This window comes from Pseudonocardia sp. MH-G8, from assembly GCF_002262885.1.
GTDB lineage: Bacteria > Actinomycetota > Actinomycetes > Mycobacteriales > Pseudonocardiaceae > Pseudonocardia.
On sequence record NZ_NKYF01000001.1, the window covers coordinates 798029 to 810274 of the forward strand.

A 12246-nucleotide genomic window follows, 5' to 3' on the forward strand; every position below is an offset into this window, starting at 1 on the left:
GTACCCCGTGCTCAAGGTCGACAATCCTGCTGGTCAGACCCCCAGGAGCCGCGCGGGCGTGCGGTGCAGGGCCGATCGGAGGAACCCCGCACCGAGCCGGTCGTCGGCGAGCGCCCACTCCGCCACCGTCGCCACCTGTTCCGCGTACGGGTAGGGGATGTTGGGGAAGTCGGAGCCGAAGACCACGCGCTCGGCCACCTCGACCAGCCGAGCGGGCCAGTCGGCCGGTAGCGGTGCGAACTTCTGGCTGAACGCGGTGCCCACCATCGTCGTATCGAGGTACACACCCTCGAACCGGTGCACGAGGTCGAGCGCGTCGAGGTAGTCGGGCATCCCGGCGTGCGCGAGCACGACGCGCAGCCGGGGATGTTCGGCCACGACCGCCCCGAAGACGTCGAGGCCGGTGTGCGCGCCGGGGATCGGCCCGTGCCCGCAGTGCACCACGACGGGCACCCCCGCGTCGGCCAGCAGGCCCCATGCCGGGCGCAGCAGCGGGTCGCGCGGATCGAACTTCCCCACCTGGACGTGCACCTTCACGGCCCGGGCCCCGGCCTCGACGGCGGCACCCAGGTAGTCGGCGACGTCGGGTTCGGGGTAGAGCGTGGCGGTCGGGACGGCGCCCGGGGTGGCCGCGGCGAAGCCGGCGACCCACTCGGTGAGCCAGCGCGCCATGCCGGGCTTGTGCGGGTAGACCAGCGGCGCGAACGCCTGCACGCCGAGCCCACCCAGCGTGGCGACCCGCTCCGGCTCCGGCGTGCGGTACTGGATCGGCCAGTCCAGGCCGTAGTGCGTGCGCGCCTGGTCGAAGTAGGCCCACACCTTGCGCAGGACCGGTTCGGGCAGGAAGTGCACGTGGACGTCGACGATCCCGGGCACGCCGAGCTCGGTGAGGAAGCGCGCGACGTCGTCGTCGGACTCCGGCGGCGCGGGCACGGTCACCGCAGCTCCCGGGCCCGGCCCTTCGCGGCGCGCCCGTACGCCCGCTGGATCTCGCGGTCGGCGTCGCGCTTGGCGAGGTCGGTGCGCTTGTCGTAGGACCGCTTGCCGCGGGCGAGCGCGAGCTCCAGCTTGACCTTGCCGTCGTTGAAGTACAGCGCCAGCGGCACCAGCGTGAGCCCGCCCTCGCGGGTCTTGCCGATCAGCCGCTCGATCTCCTCGCGGTGCAGCAGCAGCTTGCGCGTGCGCTTCGGCTCGTGGTTGGTCCAGCTGCCCCGCACGTACTCCGGGATGTGCAGGCCGCGCAGGAACACCTCGCCGTCGTCGATCGTGGCGAAGGAGTCGACGAGCGACGCGCGACCCAGCCGCAGGCTCTTCACCTCGGTGCCCATCAGCGCGACACCCGCCTCGTAGGTGTCGAGGATGCTGTAGTCGTGCCGCGCCCTGCGGTTCTGCGCGATCACTTTCCGGCCGTTCTCCTTCACCTGTCCAGCCTACGCGGGCCGGCGGCTGCGGGCCCGCGGGTTACAGGCGCACGTACAGCCGCAGCGTGGCGTAGCCGGTGACCGCGGCGATCCCGGCACCGATCATCACCAGGATCGGCGAGACCCAGACGATGTCGGCCACCTCCACCGGTGGCACCACGCCGTTGGCCACGATCCCCGACAGCAGCTGGTCGATGAACAGGAACTTCCCGGCCACCAGCCCCGCCACCGCGATCAGGGCCCCGACCACACCGGTGGCCACCGCCTCGATGAGGAACGGCAGCTGCGTGTACCAGCGGGTGGCGCCGACGAGGCGCATCACACCCACCTCGGTGCGGCGGGTGAACGCCGAGACCTGCACCGTGTTGGAGATCAGCAGGACGGCCGCGATCGCCTGCACGACGGCCAGCGCGAACGTCACGTTCCGGATGCTGCCGATCATGTCGAACAGCTTGGCCACGACCTCGCGCTGGTCGAGCACGTTGCGCACACCGACCTGGTCGGTCATCGCCGCACGCACGGCGTCGGCCCCGGCCGTCTGGTCGGCCAACCGCACGCGCAGCGTGGCCGGCAGCGACTGCGGGCGCGCCACGTCGGCGAGCGCCTGTCCCGCGAAGAGCTCCTGGAAGTGCTCGTAGGCCTCCTGCTGGCTCTGGAAGCGCACCGACTCCACCCGCGGCGAGTTCTCCAGTGTCTCCCGCAGCTCGGTGCAGATCGGCTGGCTGCAGTCGGTGTCGGCGGCCGAGACGTCGGCCGTCAAGGTCACCTGCACCTCGAAGCGGTCGCTGTAGAGCTGCTCGGTGCGGTCGATCGTGCGGACGGCGAGGAGGCCGGTGCCGACGAGCCCGAGCGAGATCGCGGTGGTCAGGATCATCGCGACCGTCATGGTGACGTTGCGGCGGAGGCCGGTCATGACCTCCCGGGCGACGAAGTCGGTGCGCATGCCCTACCGCCCCACGCCGTAGACGCCGCGCGCGTCGTCGCGGACGACGGCGCCGAGGTCGAGTTCGACGACCCGGCGGCGCATCGAGTCGACGATCGAGTGGTCGTGCGTGGCCATGAGCACGGTGGTGCCCGTCCGGTTGATCCGCTCGAGCAGCAGCATGATGTCCTGACTGGTGTCCGGGTCCAGGTTCCCGGTGGGCTCGTCGGCCAGCAGCACCTGCGGCCGGTTCACGAACGCCCGCGCGATCGCGACGCGCTGCTGCTCACCGCCGGACAGCTCGTGGGGCATGCGGTCGGCCTTGCCCTGCAGGCCGACCAGCTCCAACACCTCGGGCACCACCTTGCGCACCGTGGGCTGCGACTTGCCGATCACCTCGAGCGCGAACGCGACGTTGCCACCGACCGTCTTGTTGGGCAGCAGCCGGAAGTCCTGGAACACGCACCCGATGCGCTGGCGCAGCTTCGGCACCCGCCGGCGCGGCAGCTTCGCGACGTTCATGTCCGAGACGAAGATGTTGCCCTTGGTCGGCACGTCCTCGCGCAGCAGGAGCCGCAGGAACGTCGACTTGCCCGAGCCGGAGGGGCCGATGAGGAAGACGAACTCCCCCTTCTCCACCGACATCGAGACCCGGTCCAGCGCGGGGCGCGTCGAGGTCTTGTACAGCTTGGTGACGCGTTCCAGGCGGATCACGACCCAGGAGGTTACCGGCGGGTGGGGTCGGACCCGGCACCCGACCCGCCCCCTCGCCGCCCGGAGGCAACCGTTGGGCAGGTTGGCCGGGACACTAGGCCTCGGCCGCCTGGCTGCGCCGCCAGCGGATGCCTGCCTCGATGAAGCCGTCGAGGTCGCCGTCGAGCACGGCCGACGGGTTGCCCACCTCGTACTCGGTGCGCAGGTCCTTCACCATCTGGTACGGGTGCAGCACGTAGGAGCGCATCTGGTTGCCCCACGACGAGCCGGTGTCCTTGAGCGCATCCATCTTGGCGCGCTCCTCCTGACGCTGACGCGCCAGCAGCTTGGCCTGCAGCACCAGCATCGCGGTGGCCTTGTTCTGGATCTGCGAACGCTCGTTCTGGCAGCTCACCACGATGCCGGTGGGGATGTGCGTGAGCCGCACCGCCGAGTCGGTGGTGTTGACGCCCTGGCCGCCCGGGCCGGAGGAGCGGTAGACGTCGACGCGCAGCTCCTTCTCGTCGATCTCCACGTGGTCGCTCGACTCGACGACCGGCGCCACCTCGACGCCGGCGAACGACGTCTGGCGGCGGCCCTGGTTGTCGAACGGGGAGATCCGGACGAGCCGGTGGGTGCCCTGCTCGACCGACAACGTGCCGTAGGCGAACGGCGTGTGGACCTGGAAGGTGGCCGACTTGATGCCGGCCTCCTCCGCGTAGGAGGTGTCGTAGACGTCGGTGGGGTACCCGTGGCGCTCCGCCCAGCGCAGGTACATGCGCATGAGCATCTCGGCGAAGTCGGCGGCGTCGATGCCGCCGGCCTCGGCGCGGATGGTCACGAGCGCCTCGCGCGGGTCGTACTCGCCCGACAGCAGGGTGCGCACCTCGAGCGAGGCGATCTCCTCGCGGAGCTTGGCACGCTCGGCGTCGGCATCGGCAACGGCCGACTCGTCGCCCTCGTCCTCGGCCAGCTCGTAGAGCACCGGCAGGTCCTCGAGCCTGCGACGCAGGTCATCGAGGCGGCGCAGGTCGCCCTGGGCGTGGGCGAGCCGGCTCGTGACCTTCTGCGCGGCCTCGGTGTCGTTCCACAGGTCGGGCTGGCCCGCCTGGTCGGAGAGGTCGGCGATCTCGGCGCGCAGCGCGGGCAGGTCGGTGACCGCCTCGATGCTCTCGAGGGTGGTGGAGAGGTCCTTCAGGTCGGCCGCGGCGTCGGGGTTCACAACTCTTCAGGCTACGCGCCGGCTACTCCGGGACGGCGTCGAGGAGCTTCAGCACTGCCCGCACGTGCGCGACCGCGAAGTCCGCCACCGCCTTGCGGTACGGGTCGCGCTCGCCGCGCGCCGCAGCCCGGGCGGCGGCGAGCCGGGCGGTGTAGGCCTCCCGGCTGGACGCGACGAGCTCGGCGCGCTGCGCGGGGCTCAACCGCCCGGCGTGCAGCAGCCGCAGCACCAGCGGGCTGCGCAGCGCGTCGGCCGCGGCACCCGATCGGAGCCACCGGGTGAACGCCCGCCGCCCCGCGGCGGTGAGCGCGTACGTCTGCGACGCCCGCGGCCCCGGCCGGCCCGGCTCCAGCAGCCCGGCGGTGACGAGGGCCGGCAGTTCCCGGTAGACCTGGCTGCGCGTCACCGAGAAGAAGGACCCGAAGCGGTCCGCGGCAGCCGCCACGAGCTGGCCGCCCGACATCGGGCCCTCGTGGAGCAGGCCGAGCAGCGCGGCTGCGGTGGCGTTCACGGCAGGTGCTCGCGGGGCCGGCATGCCGGTCACCGTGCCATCCGGCGCAGGAGACCGCAGGGCACAGAACGGATGCGGCGCCCGGGTAACGATCCTGGGCTCGCAGAACGAGTGATACCGGTACGAGTCGCCACGAATCCGGACACGAGTGCGTACCCCCCGTGTGCCGACGGACGGCGCTGCCCTCACACTTCACTAGGGCCACACAGAGTGGTCCCCAAGGTACCGCGCAGTAGCACGGCGGGCCCACCGGTTTTCGCCCCGGCAGTACGGAGACCGGCGTGACCTGCCGGGGTAGGCAAGGAGACCCATGGCTCGCTTCCTGGTGCGCCGACTGGTCAACTACATCGCGCTCTGCCTCGTCGCCACGTTCCTGGCGTTCGCCCTCGCGGCGCTGACGTTCGACCCTGTCGGCCGTCTGATGGAGCGCAACCCGCCGCCACCGCAGTCCGTGATCGACGCCAAGCGCGCGGAGCTCCGCCTGGACGAGCCGATCCCGGCGCGGTTCGTGGCCTGGATGGGCGGCGCCGTCCAGGGCGATTTCGGCCGGACCACGGTGAACACGTCGGTGAGCGAGGAACTGCCCCGCCGGATCGGGGTGAGCCTGCGGCTGTTCCTGATCGGCACGGTCGTCGGCATCGGGATCGGCGTCGTCGTCGGCGTCGCGGGCGCGATCCGGCAGTACAGGTTCAGCGACTACCTCACCACCGTGGGGTCGTTCGTCATCCTCAGCACGCCGGTGTTCCTGCTCGGCCTGCTGCTCAAATACCTCGCTCTGGAGATCAACACGAGCGCCGGGGCGCAGCTGATCGTCTTCACCGGCGAGACCACACCGGGGTTCCAGGGCGGCTTCGGCGCGGCGTTGCTGGACCGGATCCAGCACCTCATCCTCCCCACGCTGACGATCGCGTTGGGCCAGATCGCCTACTACAGCCGCTACCAGCGCAGCGCGATGCTCGATGTGCTGGGCAGCGATTTCCTGCGCACCGCGCAGGCGAAGGGGCTCACCCGGCGCAAGGCGCTGTTCAAGCACGGGTTGCGCACGGCCCTGGTGCCGATGGCCACGCTGTTCGCGTTCGGGTTCGGCCTGCTCATCACGGGAGGAACGTTCACCGAGCGGATCTTCGGCTGGTTCGGGATGGGCGACTGGCTCGTCTACGGCATCCAGCAGGACGACATCAACATCACCGCCACGGTCACGCTGTTCGTCGCGGTGCTCGTGCTGGTCTCCGGCTGGCTCTCCGACGTGTTCTACGCGCTGCTCGACCCGCGGGTCCGGCTCCGGTGACCGCCTCCGACCTCACCGGCGACGCCGGCACGCGGGCGCCGGCCACGGCCTCGTCGCCGATCCAGGCCATCGAGCCCGAGACCGCGGGCATCACCCGTGGCCGCCTCGTGCTCCGCCGGTTCGTCCGCAACCGCCTGGCCCTGGCCGGCCTGATCGTGCTCGTGCTGCTCTACCTGCTCTCGGTGACCAGCCCGCTGTTCGCGCCGTGGGCCTACGACGAGTACGACTACACCGCCTTCCTGCAGGGACCCTCGCCCAGCCACTGGTTCGGCACGAGCCAGATCGGCGAGGACGTCTTCGCCCAGTCGATGCGCGGGCTGCAGAAGTCGCTGACGATCGGCCTGCTGACGGCCGCGATCTCGATCGTCATCGCCTCGGTGGTCGGCGCGTCGGCGGGCTACTTCGGCGGCTGGGTGGACCGCGGCCTGATGTGGATCGTCGACCTGCTGCTGGTGCTGCCGTCGTTCCTGATCATCGCTGTCATCTCGCCCGCCCTGCGGGGCAGCAACTGGATCCTGTTCGTGCTGCTGCTGGCCCTGTTCGCCTGGATGATCACTGCTCGGATCCTGCGCGGGATGACGCTCACGCTGCGCGAGCGCGAGTTCGTCAAGGCCGCCCGCTTCATGGGCGCACCGCCCGGGAAGATCATCCGCAGGCACATCCTGCCGAACATGGCCTCGCTGATGATCATCGACGTGACGATCACCGTGGGGGCCACGATCCTGCTCGAGACGGGCCTGTCCTACTTCGGCTTCGGTGTGCAGCCGCCCGACGTCTCGCTGGGCACCCTGATCCGCGACGGCAGCGCCTCGTCGCTGAGCACGCCGTGGCTGTTCCTGTTCTCCGGCGCCCTGCTCGTGGTCAGCGTGCTGGCCGTCAACTTCATCGGCGACGGCCTGCGCGACGCGATCGACCCGCAGTCGCGCTCCGGTCGGCGCCGCAAGCGCAAGCGCGAGGCCATCCGATGACCCTCTTCGACAGCGACGTGCTCGCCGACCCCGGTGGGCGGCAGCGCGGCGGGTCGGACGACCCGCTGCTGGAGGTCACCGACCTGCAGGTCGAGTTCCCCAGCGAGGCGGGCAGCGCCCGCGCCGTCCGCGGCATCAGCTACCGGGTCGACCGCGGCGAGGTGCTGGGCATCGTCGGCGAGTCCGGGTCCGGCAAGTCCGTGTCGTCGATGGCCGTGATGGGCCTGCTACCCGGATCCGCCCGCGTCAGCGGCTCGATCCGGCTGGCGGGCCAGGAGCTGATCGGGCTCTCCGACACCGAGCTCTCCCGCATCCGGGGGCGCTCGGTCTCCATGGTGTTCCAGGACCCGCTCTCCGCGCTGACGCCCGTCTACACCGTCGGCGACCAGGTGGCCGAGGCGCTGCTGGTGCACGGCGGGCGGTCGATGACGGCGCGGGCGGCGCGGCAGCGCGCGATCGAGCTGCTCGACCTCGTCGGCATCCCGAACGCGGCCGCCCGGTTCTCGGCGTTCCCGCACGAGTTCTCCGGCGGCATGCGGCAGCGGGTCGTGATCGCGATGGCGATCGCCAACGATCCCGACCTGATCATCGCCGACGAGCCGACCACCGCACTCGACGTCACCGTGCAGGCACAGGTGCTCGACCTCCTGGGCACCGCGCAGGAGGTGACGGGCGCCGGCATCGTGCTGATCACGCACGACCTCGGAGTGGTCGCCGGCACGGCCGATCGCGTGATGGTCATGTACGCCGGACGCGCCGTCGAGACCGGCACCGTCGACGAGATCTTCTCGACCCCCCGCATGCCCTACACCCTCGGCCTGCTCGGCTCCATCCCGCGCCTCGATGTCGGGCGCGGCCGGCCGCTCGTCCCGATCGAGGGCCGGCCGCCGTCGATCGTGGCGCTGCCGCCCGGGTGCCCGTTCGGGCCGCGCTGCCCCCTGCACGTCGACGCGTGCGACACCGACGAGCCGGCGCTGTTGCCCGCGCCGGGAACCGCTCCCGGGCACCGCGCCGCCTGCATCCGCAGCGGCGAGCTCGCGGCGGCCGACGCCGAGGGCGGTGAGCTCGCCGCCGAGGTCTACGCGGCCACGGCGGTGGACACGTCGGAGATCACGTCCGTGCCCCGCACCGACCGCGACGTCGTGCTCGGCGTCGACGCGCTCGTCAAGCACTTCCCGGTGCGCACCGGGAGCGTGCTCCGGCGCAAGGTCGGCACCGTGCACGCCGTCGACGGCGTCAGCTTCGACGTGCGGGCGGGCGAGACACTCGGCCTGGTCGGCGAGTCCGGCTGCGGCAAGTCCACCACCATCCTCGAGATCATGGGGCTCGAGCCGCCGATGGGCGGCGCCGTGCAGGTCCTCGGCTCGGACGTCGGCACGCTCACGAAGGACGACCGCAGGCGCATCCGGCGCGACATGCAGATCGTGTTCCAGGACCCGATGGCCTCGCTCGACCCGCGGCTGCCGGTGCGCGACCTCATCGCCGAGCCCATGGAGATCCAGGGCTTCCCCCGCGCGGAGATCGACCGCCGCGTGCCCGAGCTGATGGCCCTGGTGGGCCTGCGGTCCGAGCAGATCAACCGGTACCCGAGCGAGTTCTCCGGCGGCCAGCGCCAGCGCATCTGCATCGCCCGCGCGCTGGCGCTGGAGCCGAAGGTGCTGGTGCTCGACGAGCCGGTGTCCGCCCTCGACGTGTCGATCCAGGCCGGCGTGCTCAACCTGCTCGACGAGCTGAAGGTCCGGCTCGGGCTCGCCTACCTGTTCGTGGCGCACGACCTGTCGGTGGTGCGCCACATCACCGACCGGGTGGCCGTGATGTACCTCGGCAAGATCGTCGAGATCGGGGACGTCGACCAGGTCTTCGCCGCGCCGCAGCACCCGTACACACAGGCGCTGCTCTCGGCGATCCCGGTGCCCGACCCCGAGGTCGAGCGCCACCGGGAGCGGGTGCTCCTCCACGGCGACCTGCCCAGCCCGGCCGACCCGCCGTCGGGCTGCCGGTTCCGCACCCGCTGCCCGCTGTTCCGCACACTCGACGCCGACCGGCAGGCCCGCTGCATCGGTGAGGAGCCGCCCCGTGACCAGGCGCAGCCCGCGGAGGGTGGCGCGCAGGATCCGGACCACGAGGTGGCGTGCCACTGGGCCCGGGTCGAGACGGTCGTCTGACGACCGCCGTACGCACAGGAGGAACGATGGGACCGTCACGACGAGGAGTGCGGCTGGCCGCCATGGCCGCGGTCGCCGCGCTCACGCTGGCCGGGTGCGGCGGCGGGGGCGGAGGGGGCGGCGCGGGCGACGTCACCGGCGGCGCCCCGATGGCCGGCAACGACATCAACCCGGTCGACCCGGCGCAGCTGCGGCAGGGCGGGCAGTTCCTCTGGCCGCTGGCGAGCCTGCCGCCCCAGTACAACCGCAACCAGCTGGACGGCACCGAGCGCGACACCGCCGACGTGATGGACGCGATCATGCCGAACATGTTCCGGGGCGACGCCCAGAGCGTGTACCAGCCGAATCCGGACTACGTGGAGTCGGTGGAACTCACGAGCACCGACCCGCAGGTCGTGACGTACACGCTCAACCCGAAGTTCGTGTGGAACGACGGTCGCCCGGCCGACTGGACCGATTTCGACGCCCAGTGGAAGGCGCTCAACGGCAGCAACCCCGAGTTCCAGGTCGCCGGTACCACGGGTTACACCGACATCGCGAACGTCGCGCAGGGCGCCACCCCGCAGGAGGTGGTGGTCACCTACGCGCACAAGTACGCGGACTGGAAGGGCAACTTCCTCCCGCTCTACCCGCGGGAGACCAACTCCGATCCCACCGCGTTCAACGAGGGCTGGCTCAGCCAGCCGATGCCCGGCGTGGGCGCAGGCCCGTTCGTGTTCGACAGCATCGATCCCTCGGCGCAGCGGCTCACCCTCGTGCCCAACCCGAAGTGGTGGGGCGACAAGCCGAAGCTCGACAGCATCGTCTACGTCGGGCTCGACCCCGCCGCGCAGCCCGAGGCGTTCGCCAACGGATCGCTGAGCTGGGTGGACATCGGCCCGAGCGTGCCCACCTTCCAGCGGGTCCAGCAGGTGCCCGGCGCCGTGGTCCGCAAGTCGAACGGCCGGAACTACCGGCACATCACGTTCAACGGCGCGCCGGGGTCGTTGCTGGAGGACCCCGCCCTGCGGCTGGCGATCATGAAGGGGATCGACCGGAACATCCTCACGCAGTCCCAGATCGGCCCGATCGTCCCGGAGGCCACACCACTGGGCAACCACCTCATCGTCGAGGGGCAGGCCGGCTACGAGGACCACTCCGGTGTCGTGGCCTTCGACCCGGAGAAGGCCAAGGCCGAGCTCGACGCGCTGGGCTGGACGCTGCAGGGCGACGTGCGCATGAAGGACGGCAAGGCGCTCAACATCCGCAACGTGATCCCGACCGGCACCACGGTGAGCGAGCAGGAGGCCAAGCTCGTGCAGCAGCAGCTCGCGGCGATCGGCGTGCAGGTCACGATCGACTCGGTGCCGCTGAACAACTTCTTCGAGCAGTACGTGAGCACCGGCAACTTCGACATCACGCACTTCTCGTGGCTCGGCACGCCCTCGCCGATCAGCTCCTCCAGCGGGATCTACCGGCTCGCGGGCGAGATCGGCCAGAACTACGGCCGGATCGGCAACGAGACGATCAACCAGCTGCTCGACCAGGCCAACCAGGAGCTCGACCCGGCGACGCAGGTCGACATCATCAACCAGCTCGACCAGGAGGTCTGGAACACCGGGCACTCACTGCTGATCTACCAGCGGCCCGACGCGGTCGCGGTGCAGGGCAACGTGGCCAACTTCGGTGCGTTCGGCTTCGCCGAGCCGGACTACACGAAGATCGGCTTCAGTCAGTAGCCGCGTGACGCGTGGCAGTGCGGCGGGCGGAGGACGCAACGGCATCCTCCGCCCGCTGCGGCACGGTCTCCTCACGACCGGCCTCGTGCTGCTCGTGTGCGCGGTGCTGGCCGCGTTCGCGGGGACAGCACTGGCGTCCGCGTCGGCCCGGCTCGCCACGGCCACCGGCCGCGCCGTCGGTGTTGTCGACGGGGTGCGCGACGACGGCGCCGTGCCGGTCCGCTGGACGCCGCCCGGGGCCACCGAACGGGTCGACGCCGTGCCGGTCGCCGGCACCCCGCCCGCCTCCGGCACCCGCATCGAGGTGGCGTTCGATCCCGCCCGGCCGGACCGCCCGCTCGTTCCCGGCGCCGAGGAGCTGGTGGCCGCCGACCGGGCGCTCACCGCGCTCGCGCTCACCGTCGTCGTCGCCGTACTGGTGCTCGGCGTGCTGGCCTGGCAGGTGGTGACCCGCCGGCGCGCCTTCGGGCAGCCGGCGCGCACGGTGGCGGTGCGGCGCGTGCGGTGGCAGGCCGGTCTCGCCACCCGCAGCTACCTGGAGACCGACACGCACCCGCGGCGCTTCCTCCCCGTCCACTTCGACCCGGTGCTGGTCGGGCTCCCCTCCCCCACGGCCGCCCGCCTGCATGGTGACCCGCTGCGGGACCGGTGGGTGGCGGCCACCGTGGCGGGCCCCGACGGCGAGCGGCCGCTCGTCCCGTCCGGCCCCGTCCGCACCGAAGAGCCCCGGGGCCGCCGCACCGACAACGCCGCCCGCCCCGACGACACGGCCCCCGCACGCGCGGCCACCCTCGCCCGCATGCGCAGGCAACTGCGCGCCGACCTGCCGCTGGTGGTCCCGGCCCCGTTCCTCGGCCTGCTCTGGACCTACGTCGACCGCGGCAGCCCGAGCACCTGGCTCGCGGTCACGGCACTGGCCGCAGCCCTCGGCCTCTGGCTCGCCGCCCTCCGCGGCTCCGACCCCAGCTGACCCCGCCACCGAGATCGTTCCGACCCGCACACCACGGCGCGTCGGCAGCGCTGGTGTGCGTGTCGGAGCGATCAGGCCGCACGAGCCGTACACCAGCGCCCCCGGTGCGACGCCGACGCGCGACTCGGACCGATCAACCGGCGCCGACGCGCGACTCACCCCACCGATGACTCGCGACGACCCGGCCGAACTGATCGTTCGACCCGTACACGAGCACGGTCACGACGACGCCGCGGTACTTCTCGCACCGATCACGGTGGCCTGATCGAAGCGACCCGCACGCCACGGCACCACCGACCACCACCACGCACGACTCGCACCGATCACCGGTCAAGATCGGCCCGACCCGCACACCACCGCCCACCGAC

11 protein-coding genes are annotated in these 12246 nt (G+C 71.6%); 5 read left to right on the plus strand and 6 right to left on the minus strand.

Annotated features, from left to right (window positions below):
* Nucleotides 1-33: 33 nt before the first annotated feature.
* From CFP66_RS03765 to CFP66_RS03790, 6 genes are all read right to left on the minus strand, one after another.
* Nucleotides 34-939 carry an amidohydrolase family protein gene (locus CFP66_RS03765; RefSeq protein ID WP_094920337.1) on the minus strand — a complete coding sequence of 302 codons (906 nt, stop codon included), beginning with the start codon at nt 937-939 and terminating at the stop codon, nt 34-36.
* The gene (gene smpB / locus CFP66_RS03770; protein WP_094920339.1) at nt 936-1421 is read right to left on the minus strand and encodes an SsrA-binding protein SmpB; all 486 of its coding nucleotides are present in this window, start codon (nt 1419-1421) and stop codon (nt 936-938) included. The genes CFP66_RS03765 and smpB overlap by 4 nt, the downstream gene beginning before the upstream one ends.
* A gap of 40 nt (nt 1422-1461) precedes the next feature.
* Complete coding sequence (gene ftsX / locus CFP66_RS03775) at nt 1462-2364, minus strand: permease-like cell division protein FtsX (RefSeq protein ID WP_094920341.1); 903 nt, start codon at nt 2362-2364, stop codon at nt 1462-1464.
* A 3-nt stretch (nt 2365-2367) separates the two neighbouring features.
* Nucleotides 2368-3057 carry a cell division ATP-binding protein FtsE gene (gene ftsE / locus CFP66_RS03780; RefSeq protein WP_094920342.1) on the minus strand — a complete coding sequence of 230 codons (690 nt, stop codon included), beginning with the start codon at nt 3055-3057 and terminating at the stop codon, nt 2368-2370.
* Between the two features lie 94 nt (nt 3058-3151).
* Nucleotides 3152-4258, minus strand: a complete 1107-nt coding sequence (prfB, locus tag CFP66_RS03785) for a peptide chain release factor 2 (RefSeq protein ID WP_094920345.1) — start codon at nt 4256-4258, stop codon at nt 3152-3154.
* 22 nt (nt 4259-4280) lie between these two features.
* Nucleotides 4281-4793 carry a PadR family transcriptional regulator gene (locus CFP66_RS03790; protein WP_094921491.1) on the minus strand — a complete coding sequence of 171 codons (513 nt, stop codon included), beginning with the start codon at nt 4791-4793 and terminating at the stop codon, nt 4281-4283.
* 286 nt (nt 4794-5079) lie between these two features.
* On the opposite strand from CFP66_RS03790, the gene CFP66_RS03795 reads away from it, so the two are divergent.
* The 5 genes from CFP66_RS03795 to CFP66_RS03815 are packed head-to-tail and all read left to right on the plus strand — an operon-like array spanning nt 5080 to nt 11878.
* On the plus strand, nt 5080-6057 hold the full coding sequence (locus tag CFP66_RS03795; RefSeq protein ID WP_094920347.1) for an ABC transporter permease: 978 nt from the start codon (nt 5080-5082) through the stop codon (nt 6055-6057).
* A complete protein-coding gene (locus CFP66_RS03800; RefSeq protein ID WP_233159115.1) occupies nt 6054-7025 on the plus strand; it encodes an ABC transporter permease in 972 nt (323 codons plus the stop codon). Before CFP66_RS03795 ends, CFP66_RS03800 begins: the two co-directional genes overlap by 4 nt.
* Nucleotides 7022-9190 (plus strand): ABC transporter ATP-binding protein, encoded by a 2169-nt coding sequence (locus CFP66_RS03805; RefSeq protein WP_094920349.1) that lies wholly within the window; start codon nt 7022-7024, stop codon nt 9188-9190. Before CFP66_RS03800 ends, CFP66_RS03805 begins: the two co-directional genes overlap by 4 nt.
* 26 nt (nt 9191-9216) lie before the next feature.
* Nucleotides 9217-10908 (plus strand): ABC transporter family substrate-binding protein, encoded by a 1692-nt coding sequence (locus CFP66_RS03810; protein WP_094920351.1) that lies wholly within the window; start codon nt 9217-9219, stop codon nt 10906-10908.
* Between the two features lie 4 nt (nt 10909-10912).
* Nucleotides 10913-11878, plus strand: coding sequence for a DUF3592 domain-containing protein (locus tag CFP66_RS03815; RefSeq protein WP_094920352.1), 966 nt, complete (start codon nt 10913-10915; stop codon nt 11876-11878).
* Nucleotides 11879-12246 lie beyond the last annotated feature (368 nt).

Coding starts and splice junctions, on each gene's coding strand:
- CFP66_RS03795 (WP_094920347.1), top strand. CDS start 5,080: ATGGCTCGCTTCCTGGTGCGCCGACTGGTCAACTACATCGCGCTCTGC.
- CFP66_RS03810 (WP_094920351.1), top strand. CDS start 9,217: ATGGGACCGTCACGACGAGGAGTGCGGCTGGCCGCCATGGCCGCGGTC.
- CFP66_RS03790 (WP_094921491.1), bottom strand. CDS start 4,793: ATGCCGGCCCCGCGAGCACCTGCCGTGAACGCCACCGCAGCCGCGCTG.
- CFP66_RS03805 (WP_094920349.1), top strand. CDS start 7,022: ATGACCCTCTTCGACAGCGACGTGCTCGCCGACCCCGGTGGGCGGCAG.
- ftsX (WP_094920341.1), bottom strand. CDS start 2,364: ATGCGCACCGACTTCGTCGCCCGGGAGGTCATGACCGGCCTCCGCCGC.